The sequence below is a fragment of the Streptomyces sp. NPDC088254 genome, assembly GCF_044740925.1.
In the GTDB taxonomy this organism is placed as follows: domain Bacteria; phylum Actinomycetota; class Actinomycetes; order Streptomycetales; family Streptomycetaceae; genus Streptomyces.
Genome location: NZ_JBIURQ010000012.1, coordinates 111,143 through 131,590, shown reverse-complemented (window position 1 = coordinate 131,590; position 20,448 = coordinate 111,143). Strand labels below are relative to the sequence as shown.

Here is a 20,448-nt window from a genome sequence, read left to right as displayed (position 1 = left end):
CGCTCACTCCCGCTTGGCGACGGTCACGGCGGCCGGCCTCAGCTGCCGCTCGGCCTCGCCGTAGCCGGGGCGCAGCACCTGCGCCACGGTGTTCGGTTCGGCGTCGGGGTCCTGGACCACGCCGACGACCTCGTGCCGGGAGGGGTCGAACGGGACGCCGGTCTCGGCGTGACGCTCGTAGCCGAGGCGTTCAAGGATGGACACGGCCTGGTCGCGCACGGCGCGAACCCCCTCGACGATCGCCCCGGGGTCGGAGCCCGCGTGGTTCAGGGCCAGTTCGAGGTTGTCGACGACGGGAAGGAAGGCCGCCGCCGTGCGGGCGCGTTCGACCGCGCGCTCCCGGTCCAGTTCCCTGGCGTGTCGCTTGCGCAGGTTGTCCAGATCGGCGAGAGCGCGCCGCCAGCGGTCCTCGACCTCCTTCAGCGCGGCCGCGTACTCGTCCTCGCCCCCGGCCGGACCGGTGGCCGCGTCGGGCCCCGGTTCGGCCGCCGTGGTCGGCGGCGGGGGCTCGGGCAGGTGGCCCTGCGGCGGTTGCGCGGCGCCTTCGGGCGGTAGGTCGGACGATCGGTCCTGGGGAGGGATCGGCATGGCGGGCACCTCAGCCCTTGTCGAACTCGGCGTCGATCACGTCTTCGTCGGCGCCGGCACCGCCCTGCCCGGAGGCGTCCGGCCCGGTGGTGGCCGACGGACCACTCGCCGCCGCGGCTTCGGCCTGGTGGGCGGCGAGCCCGGCGTAGACCTGCTGGAGTTCGGAGATCAGGGGCCTGACCTTGTCCACTCCGGCCTCGTTCTTGACCGCGTCGCGGGCCTCGGCCACCAGCATCTCGGCTCGCGCCTTCTCGTGCGCGGGCGCGGAGTCGGCCAGTTCGTTCAGGCGCTTTTCGACCTGGTAGGCGATCGCGTCGAGTTCGTTGCGGGCGTCGACGGCCTCGCGGAGTGCCTGGTCCTGGCCCCGGTTGCTTTCGGCCTCCTGGACCATGCGTTCGACCTCGCTCCGGTCCAGGTTGGAGCTCTCGCTGATGGTGATGCTCTGTTCCTTGCCGGTGTCCTTGTCGCGCGCGCTGACGTTGAGGATGCCGTTGGCGTCGATGTCGAAGGTGACCTCGATCTGCGCTTCGCCCCGCGGCGCCGGCCGGATGTCGGTGAGCTGGAACCGGCCGAGGACCCGGTTGTCGGCGGCCAGCTCGCGCTCGCCCTGGAGGACGACGATGTCGACGGCCGGCTGGTTGTCCTCGGCGGTGGAGAAGGTCTCGCTGCGGCGCACCGGGATGGTGGTGTTCCGCTCGATGATCTTCGTCATCACTCCGCCGCGCGTCTCCACGCCCAGCGACAGGGGGGTGACGTCGAGCAGCAGGACGTCCTTGACCTCGCCCTTGAGCACCCCGGCCTGGATCGCGGCGCCCAGGGCCACGACCTCATCGGGGTTCACGCTCATGTTGGGTTCCTTGCCGCCGGTCAGCCGGCGCACCAGTGCCTGGACGGCGGGGATGCGGGTGGAACCGCCGACGAGGATGACCTCGTCGATGTCGCTCTCGCCGACCTTGGCGTCGGCCATGGCCTGCTTCACCGGACCGAGGCAGCGCTCGACCAGGTCGCCGGTGATCTGCTCGAACGTGGACCGCATGATCGAGTCGGTGAGATGCTTGGGCCCGGAGGCGTCGGCGGTGATGAACGGCAGGCTGACCTGGGTCTGGGTGACGGAGCTGAGCTCGGTCTTGGCCTTCTCCGCCGCCTCGAACAGGCGTTGCAGCGCCTGCGGGTCCTTGCGCAGGTCGATGCCGTTCTCCTTCTGGAAGTCGTCCGCGAGGTAGTCGACCAGACGCCGGTCGAAGTCGTCGCCGCCCAGATGGCTGTCACCCGCCGTGGAACGCACCTCGACCACGCCGTCGCCGACATCGAGGATGCTCACGTCGAAGGTGCCGCCGCCCAGGTCGAAGACGAGGACGGTCTCGTGCTCCTTCTTGTCCATGCCGTACGCGAGGGCGGCCGCCGTCGGCTCGTTGATGATCCGAAGCACTTCCAGTCCCGCGATCCGTCCGGCGTCACGGGTCGCGGTGCGCTGGGCGTCGTTGAAGTAGGCGGGCACGGTGATGACCGCCTCCGTGACCCGCTCCCCCAGCTGCTTGGAGGCGTCGTCGGCGAGTTTGCGCAGCACCTGCGCGCTGATCTCCTCAGGCGCGTACAGCTTGTCGCGCACCTTGAAGCGGGCCTCGCCGTTCTCTCCCGGGACGACGTCGTAGGCGACGGCCTTGGCCTCGTCGGGGATCTCGTCGAAGTGCCGGCCGATGAACCGCTTGGCCGAGTAGATGGTGCCCTTCGGGTTCAGGATCGCCTGGCGGCGGGCCAGCTGGCCCACCAGGCGCTCGCCGGTGTCGGTGAAGGCCACCACGGACGGTGTGGTGCGGTTGCCCTCGCTGTTGGGCACCACGGTCGGCTCGCCACCCTCCCACACTGCGATCACCGAGTTGGTGGTGCCCAGGTCGATGCCCACTGCCTTGGCCATGAGGAACTCCTTCCGCGGCGGTCGACGTCCGTCGGCGACCGTTCATCCTCCGGGCCGTGTCCGCCCGGCTTCGAAACTCGTTCAGCTGGGGGCGGGGTCGCTGCGCGGGCGCCGGCCCCTGGAGGAGGCGCTCTCCGTGTTCGCGCCGGCCTTGCTGTCCAGCTCGGCGACCAGCCGGACGGCCTCGTCGGCGACGTCCTCGTCCGCCACGACGTCGTACCGGCTGGGCACCATCGCGCGGACCGAGGCGAAGTCCCGGCGGCCGCCTTGGGCCGCGTGCACCAGCAGGGCGACCAGCGCACCGACGACCGCTCCGAAGATCAGCCCGTACAGGGCGAGGAGCAGACCGGAGACGACCGGATTCAGCCAGTTCAGCAGCCCGAAGATCCAGCCGACGAGTACGCCGGGCAGCGCTCCGTTGGCCGCACCGTGGAGGGCGGCCTGGCCGTACCCCATGCGACCGATCACCTGTTCGACCAGGCGCACGTCCTGACCGATGATCGCCACCTTCTGGACGGGAAAGCCCTGGTCGGCGAGGTGGTCGACGGCACGTTCGGCTTCCTGGTACGTCGCGTACGAAGCAACGGTCCTGCGGGCCTGCTCGGTCATGGTCGCTCCTTGCGCCTGAGGACCGCGGAGCGGTCCCGGCAATCCCCAGGGTGGCTTTTCATCCGGTCACCCCGCCTGCGCCCAGCGGGTCGAAAAGTGGCACCGTCGCTCGGTCCACGAGGGCAGGGAGCGGGACGAGGATTCCGCCAGGCGGCTCGTGACGGGCCCTCAGGGTCCGACCCGGCACGAGTTGCGGGGCCGATGGCTGCGGCGGTCAGGCTCTGGTTCAGCCGGGCATGGGATGGTGCGCCCGGGCGAACTGCTCCACGACGGCGGCGCAGAAGGCGGGCAGGTCGGCCGGGCCGCGGCTGGTGATCAGTTGCCCGTCGACGACCACCTCCTCGTCGGCGACGACCTCCGCACCGGCGTTGCGCAGGTCGGTGCGGATGCTGGGCCAGGACGTCAGGCGGCGGCCGCGCACGGCGTCGGCTTCCACCAGCGTCCACGGGCCGTGGCAGATCGATGCGACCGGTTTTCCGCTGGCCATGAAGTCCCTGACGAACTGCACCGCGTCGCGGTCCATGCGCAGTTGGTCGGGGTTCATGGTGCCGCCGGGCAGGAGCAGGGCGTGGTAGTCGTCGACGGAGGCGTCGGCGACCAGGCGGTCCACGGGGAACGTTCCCGCCGGGTTGAGGTCGAACTGGCGGGCCTGGATCTCGCCGTGATGGAGCGAAAGGATCTCGGTCTTGGCCCCTGCGCCCTGCAACGCACCGCGCGGCTGGTCGAGTTCCACGCGTTCGACGCCGTCGGCGGCCAGGATTGCCACGCGCATCCCCTGGAGTTCCTGTGTCACGGTACGGCTCCCTTCACGAGTCGCTGGTTGTACGAGGCGAGCGGCAGGGAAACCCGGCAGGTCCCGTCCGGGTCCCTCCTCCGGACCGGGGACCGCAAGGCCCGGCCGGAGGGTGCCCGGAGCGCGTACGGGCGCGCGACGAGCCGGAAATGCCGTCCCGGTGGACGACCTTGGTCCAGCCGTCGTCGTGATCGGCGGCAACACCGGGGCGCGACTGCTACAGCAGCCGGTCGAACACCTCGGTCACGCGCTCCCAGTGGCCGGTCTGCGGGTTCTTGTCATCCGGATAAATGATCTTGAACGTCTCGGCGAGGGCGACGCTGAGACCGCCGATGATCTCGGGGTAGCGCTCCTCGGTCTCCGGGGTGGGCGTCCTGTCGAGGGGAGGGTGCGCGGCGAGCTGTTCCAGGATCGTCTTCAGGTCGACCTCCTCGTCGAGCCGCCGGAACCGGTGGATGCTCTCCTGGAGGCCCTTGGTGATCGGCAGGTCCCACGGTTCGATGGTGTCCCGGCCGTTGGCCTTGGCCGACGCCTGGCCGACGACCAGGAGGTCGTAGAGCTTGGCGTCGACGAAGTCGCCGTACCGCTTCAGGTCGTTCTTGTCCACGTCGAGACCTGCGGCGGCGCGGAAGAACCTCTCGAGCTTCGACACACCCGTCACGGTCATGCCTTTCGCCTCCTCGCCAGTGAACCGGACGGCGTCGTTCGCTCACGCCCGCGCCGCCATCGGCTGTTACCCGGTCGAGATTCGCAGAGCCCTCTGCTGAGCGCCTCCGCACCCGAGGCCGAAAAAGAACGCTTCCTCCTACCCTGACAGAGCAGCATGCAATGGGCATGGCCTCGGCCGGCCGAGGCCATGCCCATCTCCTGGGTGCGGGTGAGAGCCGCGCCGGCCGACCGGGGCTTGCCGTGGTGAGGCCGTCCGCACTTGTGCTCGGAGGTGTACCGAGCCCACTGTTTTTCCGCCCGCAGGGAGCAGGCAGACTGCGGCCCGCATCTGGAGCATGGAGATGTCCGATGTCACTCGACCTCCGCTGAGGCGCACGCACGGCTCCGGAAAAAGGACCACTCAAGGACTACAACACCTTCCTCGACACCGTCACTCAGCGAGCCCCTGTCCCCCGGGAAAAGGCGGAGGCCCCTCACCCGCGCCACCCTTGAAACACTGGCCGAGCGGCGACGAGGCCACGAGGCCGGGGCCGGCCCCTCAAGGGCACCACGAGAGCGGCATGGGAACCCGCCGCCTCGGCGGGCGTCACGGGTCCCTGAACGACGCGCCCCAGCACGGCGCGGGCGCGGACCCGGACACGGCCTATTCGCCGGAGGATCGCATGACACAACCGACAGTTCCCTCACCCGACGCACCCGTGGACGTCGAAGGCGGCGCGCAGCCACCGTTCTCCGAACACGCGGCCATGGCCAGGGCGTATCCCGGCGGCAGGATGACCGTGGGCGCCATCACGCCCCTGGAGGGCTTCGACGGGCCCGTGCCGTCCCTGGCCGGGCACATCGAGCGGATCCAGCAGGCCGAGCGGGCCGGCTTCGCCTCGGTGTGGGTCCGTGACGTGCCGCTGCTGGACCCGAGCTTCGGGGACGCCGGGCAGGTCTTCGACCCCTGGGTGTACCTGGGGCTGCTCAGTGCCCGCACCACCTCGATCACACTGGGGACCGCCAGCACCGTCATGCCGCTGCGGCATCCGCTGCACACCGCCAAGGCGGCCGCCTCGGTGGACCAGCTGTCAGGCGGACGGCTCCTGCTCGGGGTGGCCACCGGTGACCGGCCCGTGGAGTTCCCGGCCTTCGGTCAGGACCCGGGCGGCCGGGCCGAGAGGTTTCGGCAGTCGCTGGAGTACTTCCGTGTCGTCCTCGAAAACCGTTTCCCGCACGTGGAGTCGCCGCTCGGCCGGATGCGCGGCACCGATCTGCTGCCCAAGCCGGTGTACCGGCGGATCCCCGTGCTGATGACGGGACGCGGCCGACAGGACGTCCGGTGGATCGCCGACAACACGGACGGCTGGCTGTACTACACCCCGCCGCTCCAGCAGCAGGCCGAGAACATCGAGCGGTGGCGGGAGCTGACCCGGGGGGATGGCGGCGGGTTCAAGCCGTACGCGCAGGCCACCTATCTGGATCTGACCGAGAACCCGCTGGCCCTGCCCCGGCGCATCCACCAGGGCTTCTCGGTGGGCCGGGTGTCGTTCCTGGCGATGATGCGGGCCTGGCAGGACATCGGCATCGACCAGCTGATGATCAACTTCAAACACAGCCGCCGTCCGGTCGCCGAAGTGATCGACGAACTGGCCGAACACGTGCTGCCGCACTTCCCGCCCGGGCGCTTCGCGGCGCGCGGCGAGCACCGGCCTGTGGAGCGGACCGGGCGCTGAGGAAGCACGACCCGGCGCCCCCTGCCTGACAGGGGCCGGGCTCAGCCCCGGACGGCCCCGGACGGCCGTTCCTGCGCGTAGTCGCACGTGCCCTCCGCCCGGAACTGCAGGGCCGCCCTGGTCACTTCCGCGCCGAGGCCGCGCAATTGGTCCGCGACCGCCTGGTCGGTGAGGCGTCCGTCGCCGTCGAAGACCCGGGAGGACCGCGGGACCGCGAACACCAGCGGCACGGCCCAGCCGCGCAGCGACCGTACGATGAACTCCATCGCGTTGATCGCCTGCAGGCCCTGCACCCCACCGGCGGTCGTCAGCATCCCCACGGGTTTGTTGCTGAGGTAGGGCGGGTCGTGGTCGGCCAGGAGGGCGAGCCAGTCCACCGCGTTCTTGAACGCGCCGCTGACCGACCCGTGGTATGTCGGGCTGCTCCACAGCAGGGCGTCGGCGGCCTGAACGGTGTCCGCAAAACGACGGGCGGACGCAGGGATCCCGTGCTCGGACGTGTAGAACGGAAGAGCGAGCCGCCTGAGGTCGATCACCAGGGTGCCGGCACCCGCATCGGCCGCCCCCTCGACCGCGACACACAGTGCGGTGAGGCTGGTCGACGGGGTGCGCAGGGAACCTCCCATTCCGACGACGAGCGGGCGCGTCATCCTTTCAACTCCTTCAGAGCATCTCCAGGGGCGTGGACCCACTGGGTGGCGGGAACGCCTCGTCGAGGGCGTCGAGCGCCCCGGTGGGAAGGTGGAGGTCCACCGCGCCGCGGTTCTCCCGAACGTGGTCGGGTGATCCGGAACGCGGGATCGCGGCCACCCCCTGTTCCAGCACCCAGGCGAGTGCCACCTGGGCCGGCGTCGCTCCGAGGGCCCGGGCCACGGCCCTCAGCGCCTCGGCGTCCAGGATCCGCCCCTGCTCGATCGGGGAGTAGGCCATGACCGTCACCTCGGCCTCGCGGCACCAGGGGAGAAGATCCCACTCGATGCCGCGCCGGGAGAGGTTGTACAGCACCTGGTCGACGGCCGCGGCGTCGCCGCCGGGGAGGGTGGTCAGCTCGGTCATGTCGGCCACGTCCAGATTGCTCACGCCCCAGTAACGGATCTTCCCCGCCTCCATCAGGTCGGTGAATCCCGCAAGGGTCTCCTCGAGCGGCCACCGTCCCCGCCAGTGCAGCAGGTACAGGTCCAGCCGTTCCGTACCGAGCCGCCGCAGGCTGCCCTCGCAGGCGGCGACGGTGCCCTTCCGGTCGGCGTGGCCGGGCAGCACCTTGCTGACGAGGAAGACCTCGTCCCGGCGTCCCCGGAGGGCCTCCCCGACGAGTTCCTCGGCTGCGCCGTCGCCGTACATCTCCGCCGTGTCGACGAGGGACATCCCCAGGTGCACGCCCAGCCGCAGCGCGGCGATCTCCTGTTCACGCCGGGCCGGGTCCTCGCCCAGGTACCAGGTGCCCTGCCCGAGCGCCGCGATCTCCTCATCGGAGGGGAGCGCGATGGTTCTGACCGATTCCGCAGACATCTCGGGCCTCCCGTCTGCCGCGGATCCATGTCACGCGCACCCGCACCGGGTGCCCAGGTCCACGCCTCCCAGACAGCCGTGTCGGGTGCGCTGCAAGGAGGTCAGGACGGGCGAGCGGACTTTCCCCGCCGCGCGAGCGGATGGGCGGAACTCACCCCCGAGGTGGCACTGGCGGACCTCGCCGGGGAGCCCTTCATGGACTTCCCGCCGGCTGCCGCGGGGCCTTGGGCACATCAGCTGACCCACCGCGCCGGCGCACACGCAGCTTCCAGGCCGCTGACTCCGTGACGCGGGCGCCGTGCCGAAGGCACCTGGGTCAGCCGGTGGATTCGAGGGCCTGGGAGAAGTCCGTTCCGAGCTGCGACATCAGGTCCTCGAACTCCTTCTCGCTGATCGCCTCCCGGAGTACGACCAGTACGGTCCGCACACCCCGGTCGGCTTCCTCCTCCTTGAGCATGGTGCGTTCGGCCACGCGCCGCACGCTGTCGGAGTGGCCGAAGCGCTCGATGCGGTCCGTGGTTCCCCGGCGCACCGCCTCCGCGAGGCCCTCGGGGAGCTCGGTGATCAGGTCCCTGGCCTCCCCCGGGCTCAGCCTGTGGGCCAGCGTCTCGAGCGTGGCCCAGGTCAAGTCCGCCGCCTCCTGCCGGCCCAGTCCGGTGCGCTCGGCGACGGTACGGACGAATTCCTGTTCATCCATGCGTCGTCCTCCTTCGCTGCTTTGTTGTGACGAACGGCGCGGGCCCCCTGCCAGCCTGCCACGCCGACCCGGCCTACGCCCGCGCACAGGTGCCACACCATGAGAGCGCCGACGTGGCCGAACTCGGGCGACGACTCTGCGTATTCGACCCGAACCACAGAGGACCCGTTTGCCGCAGTTTGGTGTGACATGGGACGAATCAGCACGTGTGAGCGGGTCCGGGCGTGGAAACCCGAGATGCCCCGACTCCAGGGAGGCGTCATGGACGCCCATGTCACTGCCCAGGCAAGCCCCATCGCCACGGTCAACCCGTACACCGGTGAAAGGGTTCGTGAGTTCCCGGCGATGAGCGCGGAGGACGTAGGGCGCGCGATCGACGCAGCCCACTCCAGCTTTCCGAACTGGCGTGCCCGGTCGACGGCCGACCGGGGGGCCCTCGTCCAACGCGCCGGCCGGCTCATGAGGGAGCGCAAGGAGGAACTGGCGCACCTCCTGACCCTTGAGGTCGGCAAGCTGATCGACTCGAGCCGTGCTGAGGTCGACCTCGCGTCCGACATCCTCACCTACTACGGCGAGCACGGCCCCGAGCTGCTGGAAGAACGACCCCTGCCGGTGCCCGAAGGCACAGCCGTGCTCGTGAACGAGCCGCTCGGCGTCCTTCTCGGTGTGATGCCGTGGAACTTCCCGCTGTACCAGGTCGTTCGATTCGCGGGTCCGAACCTCGTCCTCGGCAACACGATCCTGCTCAAGCACGCGAGTAGCTGCCCCCAGTCCGCCCTGGCACTCGAGCAGCTGTTCACGGATGCGGGTGTGCCGACCGGGGTCTACACCAATCTTTTCGTCCGGGGCAAAGACGTCGGGAAGATCATCGATGACTCGCGAGTGCAGGGGGCGTCACTGACGGGAAGCGAGCGGGCGGGCGTGAGCTTGGGCGAGATCGCCGGCCGCAATGTCAAGAAGTCCGTCCTCGAGCTGGGCGGCAGTGATCCCTTCGTCGTGCTGGACGATCACAACCTCGAGCGCACCGTGTACGCCGCGTTCCTCGGCCGGATGGGCAACACCGGGCAGTGCTGCGTGGCGGCCAAGCGCTTCATCGTCCTTGCCGACGTCTACGACGCCTTCGTCACCGGGCTGCGTGACCGGATGAGCGAGGTGCGACCGGGAGATCCGGTCGACCCCGCCACCACGCTCGGCCCGTTGTCCTCCGAGGCCGCGGCCGAGCTCCTGATGGAGCAGGTTCGTGACGCGGTGGACAAGGGAGCCACGGTGGTGCTGGGCGGCGGGCGGCCCGACCTGCCGGGCGCCTTCGTCGAGCCGACCCTTCTCACCGACGTCACACCCGACATGCGGGCCTACCGGGAAGAGCTCTTCGGGCCCGTCGCCACGGTCTACCGGGTCGCAGACGAGGACGAGGCCGTGGCACTGGCCAACACCTCCCCCTACGGCCTGGGAGGCGCGGTCTTCGCCGCCGACCCGGAACGCGCTCGCGGAGTCGCGGACCGGCTGGAGGCGGGCATGGTATGGATCAACCACCCGACCGCGTCCCGACCGGAGCTGCCCTTCGGCGGCGTCAAGCGCTCCGGCTACGGGCGCGAACTCGGCGACGTGGGCATCGTGGAATTCGCGAACCGCAAGCTCGTGCGCTACGTGGACGCCGACGACCCGATCGCAGAAGTGCTGGGCTGACCTACGAGCCGGTCAACAACTGGCGGATGCCGCCCTGGACCAAGCAATACGGCCCCCCGCGCACCGGCGAGGAAGTCGCCTGGGGACCGACCCGTCGGCCTCCTCCTGGACACGCCGCCCGGCCCACCCACTGCAGTGCTGCTGACACCACTCCCGCGTGAGTTCCAGCGAGGCTTCAGCCGGGCCCGCCCAGCACGATCTTCCAAACCCGGGTCGCCACCTGGAGGTTCAGCCGGTCCTCGACGTTCACGAGGTCGCTGCCGCTGATGTCGCGGATGCGCTGGAGCCGATAGCGCAGCGTACTGCGGTGGATCCCGAGGGATTCAGCGGTCTCGTCGTAGTTGCCGCCGCAGTCGAAGTACCGGGACAGGGTCTCCACCATGGTCGCGTGGTGCCGGGAGTCGTAGTCGATGAGCTGCCCGAGCCACTCCTGGACGAACGTCTCCAGTTCCCGGTGACCGCTGCCGGGCCCCAGGATGCGGTAGAGGCCGAGCTCGTCGAAGAACGACGTGCCGTAGCGCTCACGGGAGTGGCGGCGCACTTCCAGGGCGCGCTGCGCCTCCTGGTAGCGGTGGGGGATGTCGTCCACGGAGTCGCAGGGGGCGCTCACCCCGATCGTCCCGGACCGTATCCCGGTCTCCTGGACGAGCGCCTCGTACAACGCGCGGGCATGCGGCCTGTCGCCGGCGATGAGGACGACATGGCCGGAGCGGCGGGTCAGCAGCGAGCGCATGCCCACCGCAGAGGCCGCCCGACGCACGGTCTGCGCGAAGGAATCGTCGGCAGTCCGGTTCAACCACTGCACCACGACGACGTAGTGGCTGCCGTGCAGGTCGTGTCCGACTGCCTCGGACCGGGCGTAGGCGCTCGCCTCGTCCGTCCCCGCCAGGAGGTCGTCGGCCAGCTCGCGGTGCAGCCTCAGCTCCACTTGGGCCAGATTTCGCAGGTGCGCCAGCTCCAGGGCGAGCGAGGTGGCGGCGTGTCCGAGCGCGAGCACGGTGTGCTCGTCGGCCTCGTACCGGGTGTCGACCAGCGCGAGCACGCCCAGGATCTCGCCGTGCGGGCGGACGAGGGTGAGCAGCCGGTCCTTTATCCGCACCGGCCCGGCCTCTTTGGCGACGGTGTGCAACATTTCGTCCTGGCGGACGGGGTCCGGTTCGGGATAGGGGTCGGGGCGGCCGGGGCCGGTCCAGGACTTCAGCCGACCGAAGCGGTCCTCGACCAGTGCGGGCAGTCCAGTGAGCCTGTGCAGTGCGCGGGTGACAGCTTCCTCGCCGCCACCCGAGGCAGCGACGTCGGCCATGAGAGCGTGAACGGCTCGCTCGTAACTCAGCTCAGCCACCACAGAGACCAGCTGCCGCTGAAGGGCAGTGCGTTCCTCCCGCAGCCGGCGCAGCTCCAGCGCGTCCTCGCACCGGCGGCGGTTTGCGAAAGCGACCGACAGTGCGGCGGCGGTGTGCCGGACGAGCATGGCGAGCAGAGATCGCTCGGCCTTGGTGGGCCGGGAGCGGGACGTCACCACGAGGTAGCCGTGGAGTCCCCCAGGAGTTCCGCGTAGCCCCATGGCCCGGCCCCAGGGCCTGCCGGCTACGGTCACGGTGCCGTCCTGCCCGGCCAGCTCCCGCACCCTCCGGCTCACGACCGAGGCAGGCATCTGCCCGTCCCTTGGAGTGGGCACCAGGTCGCCGCCCACATTGAGGTATCCGGCCTCGGCGCTGTACGGCCCCGCGGAGGCTATGTGGTCCATGGCCAGGCGCAGGATCTCGACTTCGTCCGGAGTGCCGAACAGGGCGCGGGAGAGCGCGGCCAGTTCGTGGAGAGCGTGGTCGGCTGGGGTGCGAGCGGGCGGGCGGGGCCTTCCGCGCGCGGCCGCGGGGTGCCGCCCGGCGCGGCCCCGCGGAAGGCTGCCCTTCCGGCGGGAGTAGCGGTGGTACAGCCTGTGCGCCCGACTGCCGGCCATGCGACCACTCCCTCGAGAAGGCCTTGAGAGAACCGAGCGGCCTGTCGCGTACCCGCTCACGGGCCGGCTACCCGTGTGTGGGCCCTTTCTCTCGTACTCGTGGGGCGACCGGACCTGTGCATTCCTGACTCGCCAGGCAACGATTCCTGTCTGGAGTACTGGCTAGGCGTTCCTGTCTGGAGTACTGGCTAGGCGTCGTCGCCCCGCTCGCCCTCCGCCTGGGATGGCTCGCTCCGGGGGACGTCCGGGTGCTGTTCCGTTGCGGTACGCTCGCCCCTCTCGTCCCGCTCGCCCTCGGCCTGCGAGGGTGTGCGCGAGTACCAGGCGTCGTAATCAGGGGCTCCGGATTTCATGAGGGGCCTCCTTCGTCGCTCACGTCCATCCTCCCAGCTTGGCCCGGGCCTCCTCCACGTGCCCCTTCTCCGGCATCGCCTCGACGCACCCGAAGGCGTAGCCGACCGATGGTGCTCGAAGGGTGTACCGCTCGGCGCGGCGATGTCCCTCAGCTTGCGGAACACCCTGTCGACCTCGCAGCGCCTTTCGCAGCGCCCGGGTGTGAGTCCGTCCCGCACCCGGGCGAGGGCGGAGTGCGGCGTCAGCCGCCGGCCACGGCGCGCACCGCCTCCTCGACCGGAGTGGACCCGCTGATCAGCTCGAGGATGCGTCCGGCGGTCCTGGGCTCGTGGAGCAGGGCGGCCAGCACCGCAGCCACGTCATCGCGCGGCACCTGGCCGCGGTCGGTGTGCTCGGCGAGCGTGACGCGGCCGCTGCCGGGATCGTCGGTCAGCATCCCCGGGCGCAGGATCGTCCAGTCCAGTCCCGCACGGGAGGTGATCTCGGCGTCCGCCTCGCCCTTGGCCTTCAGGTAGGCCGCGAACACCGGGTCGGTGCCGGGCGGCGGCGGGCTGTCCACGCCCATCGAGGAGATCACCAGGAAGCGGCGCACCCCGGCGCGCTCGGCCGCGTCGGCGAGGAGGATGGCCGCGTTCCGGTCCACCGTCTGCTTGCGGGCCGCCCCGCTGCCCGGTCCGGCGCCCGCGGCGAACAGTGCCGCGTCGGCGCCGCGAAGGTGGCCGGCCACCTCGTCCACCGAGGCGTGCTCCAGATCGCACACCACCGGTTCCGCGCCGTCCGCGCGCAGGTCGTCGGCGTGGTCCGGGTTGCGGATCAGCCCTGTGACGTCGTCGCCGCGCGCCGAGAGCAGCCGGGTCAGCCGGCGCGCGATCTTTCCGTGTCCACCCGCGATCACGATGTGCATGGGGTCATTCTTGCCACACGCGACCGCTCACGCCGGGCTGCGGGACTGCCGCGGCAGGTCGGGTCCCGCGATTGCCGTAAAGCCGGCGTACTCGCGCACCGCGCTGGTGCGCGAGACCGACCGGCCACCGGTCGCGCCGCAGGTGCCCGGGGATTCCCCGATCGCGATTCTGTCGTCAGGAGCGCGCGAGCCGGGCCGCGAGATAGGGCGCGGTGGCGCTGCGGCGGGCCCTCGCCACCTTGGCCGGCGGACCTGTCGCGACCACCCGCCCGCCCGCGTCGCCGCCGCCCGGACCCAGGTCGATGACCCAGTCGGCGGTGGCGATCGTGTCCAGGTCGTGCTCGACGAGGACGACCGTGTTGCCGGCGTCGACGAGCCGGTGCAACTGTCGCAGCAGCAGCGCGATGTCCGAGGGGTGCAGCCCGGCCGTCGGCTCGTCGAGCAGGTAGAGCGCGTGCCCGCGGCGGGCTCGCTGCAGTTCGGTCGCCAGTTTGATGCGCTGCGCCTCACCGCCGCTGAGTTCCGTCGCCGGCTGGCCCAGCCGCAGGTACCCCAGTCCCACCTCGCGCAACGTCTCCAGACTGCGGGAGGCGGCCGGGACGGCGGACAGGAACTCGGCGGCGGCGTCGACGGACAGCGCCAGTACTTCCGCGATGTTCTTGCCGCGGTAGGTGACTTCCAGCGTTTCGGCGTTGTACCGGGCGCCTTTGCAGGTCGGGCACGGCGCGTAGGTGCCGGGCAGGAAAAGCAGTTCCACCGCGACGAACCCTTCGCCCTGGCAGGTCTCGCACCGCCCTTCGGGCACGTTGAAGGAGAACCGCCCGGCCGAGTAGCCGCGCGCCCTGGCTTCGTCCGTCGCCGCGTACAGCTTGCGCACCGCGTCGAACATTCCGGTGTACGTGGCCAGGTTGGACCGGGGAGTTCGGCCGATGGGCCGTTGGTCGACCCGGACCAGCCGGTCGAACGACTCGACCCCCGACGCGTCCTGGACGTCGACCTCCAGCTGCGCCTCGTCGGGTTCCTGCACGAGTCCGAGGTGGCCGCGGACGACCTCGGCGAGCACCTGCGTCACCAGCGTCGACTTTCCGGAACCGGACACGCCCGTCACCGCCGTCAGCACGCAGAGCGGTACGTCGACGGACACGTCGCGCAGATTGTGGCGGGAGACGCCGCTCAGGTGCAGCCAGCCGTGCGGTGTGCGCGGGCGGTGATCGAGCGGCTGGGCGCGCCCGAACAGGTACTGGCTCGTGGCCGACTCCCCGACCCGCTCGAGACCGGTGACCGGCCCGCTGTACAGCACGCGTCCGCCACCCTCGCCCGCGCCGGGGCCGATGTCGACCACCCAGTCCGCCCGCCGTACGACGTCCATGTCGTGCTCCACGACGAACAGCGAGTTGCCCGCAGCCTTGAGGCGGTCCAGCACGTCGAGCAGTGGTTCCGCGTCAGCAGGGTGCAGGCCCGCGGAGGGCTCGTCGAGGACGTAGACGACGCCGAACAGCCCCGAGCGCAGTTGGGTGGCGATCCGCAGGCGCTGTGCCTCGCCGGGCGACAGGGTCGTCGAGCGGCGCCCGAGGCTGAGATATCCGAGGCCCAGGTCGAGCAGTACGTCGATCCGCGTGACCAGGTCGCCGCAGATACGGACCGCGACCTCGGTCGTCTCCCCGGATCGGGCGGTCGACGTGGTGGCGTCGGCCTCGGACCGCCCCGCGACGGGCCGCAGCAGCGCCACGACCTCGGTGAGCGGCATCGCGTTGATCTCGGCGATGGAGCGTCCGGCGAAGGTCACGGCGAGCGCCTCGGGCCGCAGTCCGCTGCCGTGACACTCGGGGCAGGGCACACTCCTGACGAACCGGAGCGCCCGTTCGCGCATCTTCTCGCTCTTGGAGTCGGCGAGGACATGCATGACGTGCTTGCGGGCGCTCCAGAACTTGCCCTGGTAGCCGTAGTCGACGCGGTCCTCCTCCGGCTCGACGTATACCGAGGGCTGCTCGTCCGTGTACAGCAGCCAGTCCCGGTCCCTCTTCCTGAGCCGGCGCCACGGCCGGTCGATGTCGATCCCCAGGCCTTTCACGACACTGCGCAGGTTGGCGCCCTGCCAGGCGCCCGGCCAGGCGGCGATCGCCCCCTCACGGATGCTCAGCGAGGGGTCCGGGACGAGCAGGTCCTCGGCGACGTCGTGCACGACGCCCAGTCCGTGACACTCCGGGCAGGCGCCGGCCGCGGTGTTGGGTGAGAACGACTCGGCTTCCAGCCGTGCGGCGCCGGGCGGATAGGTGCCGGCGCGGGAGTACAGCATGCGCAGCAGATTGGACAGCGTGGTGAGGGTGCCGACCGTCGAACGCGAGCCGGGCGACCCGCGTCGCTGCTGCAGGGCCACGGCCGGTGGCAGTCCGGTGATCTCCCGCACGTGCGGTGCGCCGACCTGTTGCAACAGCCTTCGGGCGTACGGTGCCACGGACTCGAAGTAGCGCCGCTGGGCCTCCGCGTAGAGCGTGCCGAAGGCGAGCGAGGACTTGCCCGAACCGGAGACCCCGGTGAAGGCGACCATCGCGTCCCGCGGAATGTCGACATCGATGTTCCGCAGGTTGTTCTCACCGGCGCCCCGGACATGCACGAAGGGGTCGGTCGCGTCCTTGTTCACCGTTCCTGAGTACCCGATCGCGCCCGGACCCTTGCGGCAGGTGCCGTCACCGGGCCCCGCTCCCGGGTAAGACCCGATGGTCTTGGCAGGAGCCGGCGTGTCACGCAGCGTCGGTGTTACCCGGGGGCAGCTGTGGGCACTCGCGAGCGCGAGGGTAGCCGACGAGAGGGAGTCATGCGGGTGTCGTCTCAGGGCGTGACGGTCGTGGCTCTTCTGGCGGATCCGGATACGCCGACGGAGATCGCGCAGCGCATGGCCCGGATGCTTCCCGATCGGCTCGCCGACAGGTCAGGCCAGGGACGACGGTTCGACGTCAAGGTGGTCAGCGAGCCCTTCACAGCAGGTACCGAGGACCTGTCCACATTGACACGGCGGATCATGGACCGCGGAAGTGAGGCGAACTGGGACATCGTCGTGGCCCTCACCGACCTTCCGCTGCACTCGCACGGGCGCAAGCTCGTGGTGGATCTGAGTCACGAACACGGCTTGGCGCTGCTGTCTCTTCCCTCGCTGGGTGGCTTCCGGCTGCAGACCAGGGCCCGGCAGGCCGTGGAAGAAGCCGTGCTCAGCTTGGCGGGCCCGCAGGCCACCGGGCCTGGGGGGTCTCCGGGAAGTCAGCCGCTGCGAGGGCCCTTCATCGGTCGTCTCGCGCCCATCCGTCCGGGCCAGGTCGAGGAGGAGGAGATCGCCGATCTGCGGTACGTCCTCAGTGGGCCGCGCGGCTACCTGAAGGTGCTCGGCGGTATGGTCCGCGCCAACCAGCCGTGGCGCTTGGTGCTGGGCCTGTCGAAAGCACTGGCGACCGCACTCGCCACGGCAGCCATCGCCACCCTGGACTCCACCGTCTGGAGCCTGTCCGAGGCCCTGAGCACGCAGCGCCTCGTGATCGCCATGGTCGGGAGCGTCGGGCTCATGATCGGCTGGCTGATCGTGGACGGGGAGCTGTGGCATCGCTCAGCAAAGGTCTCGAGGGAGGCGAGGCAGAGGGCGAGGCTCTACAACGCCTCGACGGTCATGACCGTGGGTCTCGGGGTGCTCGTCTGCTACGTGGGTTTGATCGTCATCAACTCGGTGTGGGCGCTGTTCATCCTCAACGACCAAGTGTTCGCCTCTGCCACACGAACCCCGCTGCGTGCCACGGAATACTGGACGTTGGCCTGGTTCGTCGCTTCGGTCGCCACGGTGGGCGGCGCGCTGGGATCGGGCCTGGAGAGCGACGAGGCGATCCGGGCAGCCGCCTACTCCAAGCGCGAACAGGAGCGTCGCATCCTGCTGCAGGACGGCCACGGTGACTAGCGGGTGACCTCAGTCGGAGATGTGCCGTCGGTCGGTGGTCGTCCGGGTCCGGAGATTCGCTGATCGGTCGGTGCGTGGTTGATCGGTCGGTGCGTGGTTGATCGGTCGGTGCGTGGTTGTTTCGCCTCGGGGCATACGGGGACCCGGACGCAACGCCGCCGGAGCGCCGAAGCTCCGCCCGGCGGGCCGGCGGCACATGAACCATTGCATTGATCCAGGTGAAAGGCCTGCAGAGGCGTGCCGGAGCCACGGGCCCGTAGCAGCACTGCCCCGGGGTCGGCGCGCTCCTGGCCGGACCTGAACCAGCAACGATCGCCCGCGCTCCGGCCGGCCTGAGCAGTGTCCGCAGGGGCAGCACCCCGTCCAGCGGCTGCGGCCGCCGGCCGGTTCGCGGGCCGTGTGGGAGGTTCCCTTGCACGAGGGCTGCCGCACCTCGACCAGGCCGACGCGACCCGGCAGGGCGTTCCGGCCAGGCGGACACCCGTGACGTGGCTGCGGGCCTTCGGGGAGGTCGTGCGTTCTGCGCTAAAGATCGAGGAGACGCGGCTGGAGCCCCTGCTCGCGCTGCGCGCCGCCGCTGGGCTCGCGATCGTCATCGGGGCGACGCTGTGGCTGGCCTCCCCCGCGTATGCCGCGTCCGCCGCCCTCGGTGCCTACTCCGCAGGCGGGGCCACCTTCCAGCGGACCTGGCGCCCGCGCAAGGTGGTCGCGCTGGGCACGGGCGCGGCTCTGGCGCTCAGCACCTTCGTGGGCTACCTGGCGGCGGGGCGGCTCGTGACGTTCCTCCCGTTGCTGGCCGTGTGGGCCTTCGCCGCGGGGATGGCGTGGGCCGTCGGATCGACCGCCGGGATCGTCGCGGCGACGACCGTGGGCAGCATGCTGGTGACCATCACCTTGCCCACGAGCGTCGGGCGAGCCCTGGAGCACGCCGGGGTCATCGCACTCGGGGGCGTGACGCAGGCCGTGCTGATCCTGCTGTTCCCGATCCGGCGCTGGGGAGCGCATCGTGACGCGCTCGCCGACGCCCTGGCCGCCGTGGCGGACTACGCCCGCCGGTTGCGGCACGACCCGACCGCCCCGTTCGACCCGGAGCCGTTGATGACGGCCCGGGACGCGGCTGCCGTGACGCCGTCACAGGCTCGCACCCGTCCCCTCGTCCTGCACGGCCCCCGGGGACTCGCCGAGCGCGTTCGGCCGGTGGTCGCGGCGCTCGCCGACCCGGACGTGGGCGCCCCGGCGGAGGGACCCGGGCGGGACCGCGCGCGGGAGTTGCTCGACGCGGCCGCCGACGTCCTGGACGCGGTCGCCCGTTCGATCCGCCGCGGCACTCCCGCCGAGGTGCGGCCCGAGAGCATGGACGCCCTGCGCGTCGACGAGGAGCACGAGGTGCTGGAGGGCCCCGCGCGGCAAGCCGCCGAGCGGCTCGTGGAACTGCTCGGCGAGGCGTTGGAGATCGCCGGGTGCGGCTGCCCGCCCGGGAGGACGCCCACGCCGCCCGGCCTCGCCGGCGACCGGTTCATGGTGCGCCCGACCATGCTCCGGCTGGTCCCGGTCGTCGTCCGGGCGGTCCGCCGCGAGCTCCGCCCGGACTCACCCGTGTTCCGGCACGCCGTCCGCCTGGCGGCGGTGGCCACCCTCGGCTATCTGATCGCCGCCCGGCTGCCCCTGGGCCACGGCTACTGGGCGCCCATCGCCTCGGTGATGGTGATGCGGCCGGACTTCCACCGGACGTACGCGCGCGCGGTGGCCCGTCTCGCCGGGACCCTGGCGGGGGTCGCGCTCGCCACCGGCATGGTGCGGGCCCTGGGCTCGGACGCATATGTGTCCGGTGCGCTGGCGGTGATCTCGGCGGGCCTGTCGTACACGCTGAACCGCACCGGCTACGCCTACACCCAGTGCTTCACCGCCGCGTACGTCGTCTTCCTGCTCGGCATGGGCGGCCAGGCATGGGAGCAGACAGTCCCGGAGCGGGTGGTGCTCACCCTGCTCGGCGGGGCCCTGGCCATGCTGGCGTACGTGGTGTACCCCGCATGGGAGACACCCCGGCTGCCGGGCCGGCTCGCGGACTGGCTCGCCGCCAACGGCCGCTACGCGGCCGCGGTGCTCCGCGACTACGCCGAACCGACCCGGGAGCATCACGCCGACATGCGCAGGGCACTGCTGGACAGCAGGGAGGCACGTGCCGCCTGGCAGGAGGCATACGAGCGGGCAAAGCAGGAACCGGTCCGCCCCAGGGGTCTGACGGCGCGCGAGGCGCAGGAGGCGCAGGAGGCGCTCAAGGGGTTCGGCCGCGCGGCGATGCTCATGGAGAGCCACGTCCCGCGGGCCGACAGCCGCTTCGTCCCCGAGGCGGAGCGATTCGCCGAGGCCCTGGAGACGGACACCGCGAAGGCGGCAGTCGCCGTGCGCGAGCACAGGAATCCGGACTGGGGAGGCGTGGAGGAGGCGCTCCGTGCGTGGGAGGACGCCGCCGCCGGCAATGGGAGCCCGGTCGTGCGGCGCGAAGCGGAACTGCAGAAACGGGCCTTGGAAGACCTCGCGACAGCCGTGAGCCGCACGCCCCTGGAACGGGACGTCGGCTCTGCTCGCGAGGAGCAGCGGGTGCGGGCGACCCTGGCTGCGGAAGGCAACGGTTCGGGGCCCACGCGCCGGGGTGGGTGACGGCGCCGGCGACAGAAGCGGCTCGACTCGCCGAGGTGCCGGCTCGGCGCGCAGCCTGATCCCCGGGGAGCGTACGGCGCTGGACTTCCTGCAGCGCATGTGCGGCATCGCGACGCTCACCGACCGCCTGCGCGCCCTGGACAAGTACGCGGTGACCGTCGGCGGCGGCCGCAACCACCGTCCCGAGACGATCAAAGAGCGGACGGTTGAGCAACTGGGCGGCACGGGCAGCGTGTTGGCCCGGCAACGCCGTGATCATGCCGAGATGAACGGGTTGATGGACCGCCATCGGGCCCTGGCCGGCGGCGAGGACCGCGAACCCAGCCAGGAGCCCGGCTGCTCATGACCACGACGACGCCACGCTGCCGGCCCTCCGTGAACGGGACCCGGGCCGATACGGTGATCGACGCGATCGACCCGGGGTGTGCGTGCCCTGCAGCCGGCCGTCCGC

General features: G+C 71.0%; 17 protein-coding genes. 5 read left to right on the top strand and 12 right to left on the bottom strand.

Translation table 11 applies throughout. The features are described from left to right. Positions 1-3: 3 nt before the first annotated feature. From ACIOC0_RS31620 to ACIOC0_RS31600, 5 genes are all read right to left on the bottom strand, one after another. Entirely contained in the window at positions 4-588 is a 585-nt protein-coding gene (locus ACIOC0_RS31620) for a nucleotide exchange factor GrpE (RefSeq protein WP_402159169.1), read from the bottom strand. 10 nt (positions 589-598) lie between these two features. Next, on the bottom strand, positions 599-2,503 hold the full coding sequence (gene dnaK / locus ACIOC0_RS31615) for a molecular chaperone DnaK (RefSeq protein WP_402159168.1): 1,905 nt from the start codon (positions 2,501-2,503) through the stop codon (positions 599-601). Positions 2,504-2,584: 81 nt separating this feature from the next. Next, positions 2,585-3,112 (bottom strand): general stress protein, encoded by a 528-nt coding sequence (locus ACIOC0_RS31610; protein ID WP_402159167.1) that lies wholly within the window; start codon positions 3,110-3,112, stop codon positions 2,585-2,587. Between the two features lie 226 nt (positions 3,113-3,338). Next, positions 3,339-3,905, bottom strand: a complete 567-nt coding sequence (locus tag ACIOC0_RS31605) for a type 1 glutamine amidotransferase domain-containing protein (protein WP_402159166.1) — start codon at positions 3,903-3,905, stop codon at positions 3,339-3,341. A 217-nt stretch (positions 3,906-4,122) separates the two neighbouring features. Then, positions 4,123-4,572 (bottom strand): DUF1931 family protein, encoded by a 450-nt coding sequence (locus ACIOC0_RS31600; RefSeq protein ID WP_402159165.1) that lies wholly within the window; start codon positions 4,570-4,572, stop codon positions 4,123-4,125. A 664-nt stretch (positions 4,573-5,236) separates the two neighbouring features. Between ACIOC0_RS31600 and ACIOC0_RS31595 the strand changes: the two genes are divergently transcribed. Next, complete coding sequence (locus tag ACIOC0_RS31595; RefSeq protein ID WP_402159164.1) at positions 5,237-6,289, top strand: LLM class oxidoreductase; 1,053 nt, start codon at positions 5,237-5,239, stop codon at positions 6,287-6,289. A 41-nt stretch (positions 6,290-6,330) separates the two neighbouring features. Here the strand turns inward: ACIOC0_RS31595 and ACIOC0_RS31590 are convergent, their stop codons facing one another. The 3 genes from ACIOC0_RS31590 to ACIOC0_RS31580 all read right to left on the bottom strand — a co-directional run bounded on the left by ACIOC0_RS31590 (position 6,331) and on the right by ACIOC0_RS31580 (position 8,495). Next, positions 6,331-6,939 carry an NADPH-dependent FMN reductase gene (locus ACIOC0_RS31590; protein ID WP_402159163.1) on the bottom strand — a complete coding sequence of 203 codons (609 nt, stop codon included), beginning with the start codon at positions 6,937-6,939 and terminating at the stop codon, positions 6,331-6,333. Positions 6,940-6,952: 13 nt separating this feature from the next. After that, positions 6,953-7,798 carry an aldo/keto reductase gene (locus ACIOC0_RS31585; protein ID WP_402159162.1) on the bottom strand — a complete coding sequence of 282 codons (846 nt, stop codon included), beginning with the start codon at positions 7,796-7,798 and terminating at the stop codon, positions 6,953-6,955. Positions 7,799-8,114: 316 nt separating this feature from the next. After that, positions 8,115-8,495 carry a DUF2267 domain-containing protein gene (locus ACIOC0_RS31580; protein WP_402159161.1) on the bottom strand — a complete coding sequence of 127 codons (381 nt, stop codon included), beginning with the start codon at positions 8,493-8,495 and terminating at the stop codon, positions 8,115-8,117. Between the two features lie 261 nt (positions 8,496-8,756). Between ACIOC0_RS31580 and ACIOC0_RS31575 the strand changes: the two genes are divergently transcribed. Continuing rightward, positions 8,757-10,181, top strand: a complete 1,425-nt coding sequence (locus ACIOC0_RS31575) for an NAD-dependent succinate-semialdehyde dehydrogenase (RefSeq protein ID WP_402159340.1) — start codon at positions 8,757-8,759, stop codon at positions 10,179-10,181. 175 nt (positions 10,182-10,356) lie between these two features. On the opposite strand, the gene ACIOC0_RS31570 is transcribed toward ACIOC0_RS31575, so the two are convergent. The 4 genes from ACIOC0_RS31570 to uvrA form a co-directional block, all read right to left on the bottom strand. Beyond that, a complete protein-coding gene (locus tag ACIOC0_RS31570; RefSeq protein WP_402159160.1) occupies positions 10,357-12,141 on the bottom strand; it encodes a PucR family transcriptional regulator in 1,785 nt (594 codons plus the stop codon). A 188-nt stretch (positions 12,142-12,329) separates the two neighbouring features. Then, positions 12,330-12,494: a hypothetical protein gene (locus tag ACIOC0_RS31565; RefSeq protein WP_358933873.1), complete on the bottom strand. Its 165-nt coding sequence runs from the start codon at positions 12,492-12,494 to the stop codon at positions 12,330-12,332. A 242-nt stretch (positions 12,495-12,736) separates the two neighbouring features. Beyond that, positions 12,737-13,399, bottom strand: a complete 663-nt coding sequence (locus tag ACIOC0_RS31560; RefSeq protein WP_402159159.1) for an SDR family oxidoreductase — start codon at positions 13,397-13,399, stop codon at positions 12,737-12,739. Positions 13,400-13,574: 175 nt separating this feature from the next. Further along, a complete protein-coding gene (uvrA, locus tag ACIOC0_RS31555; RefSeq protein ID WP_402159158.1) occupies positions 13,575-16,040 on the bottom strand; it encodes an excinuclease ABC subunit UvrA in 2,466 nt (821 codons plus the stop codon). Positions 16,041-16,214: 174 nt separating this feature from the next. On the opposite strand from uvrA, the gene ACIOC0_RS31550 reads away from it, so the two are divergent. The 3 genes from ACIOC0_RS31550 (at position 16,215) to ACIOC0_RS31540 (ending at position 20,343) form a co-directional block, all read left to right on the top strand. Next, the gene (locus ACIOC0_RS31550; protein WP_402159339.1) at positions 16,215-17,336 is read left to right on the top strand and encodes a hypothetical protein; all 1,122 of its coding nucleotides are present in this window, start codon (positions 16,215-16,217) and stop codon (positions 17,334-17,336) included. Between the two features lie 483 nt (positions 17,337-17,819). Further along, positions 17,820-19,997, top strand: a complete 2,178-nt coding sequence (locus tag ACIOC0_RS31545) for an FUSC family protein (protein WP_402159157.1) — start codon at positions 17,820-17,822, stop codon at positions 19,995-19,997. Then, positions 19,990-20,343, top strand: a complete 354-nt coding sequence (locus ACIOC0_RS31540) for a hypothetical protein (protein ID WP_402159156.1) — start codon at positions 19,990-19,992, stop codon at positions 20,341-20,343. The genes ACIOC0_RS31545 and ACIOC0_RS31540 overlap by 8 nt, the downstream gene beginning before the upstream one ends. Positions 20,344-20,448 lie beyond the last annotated feature (105 nt).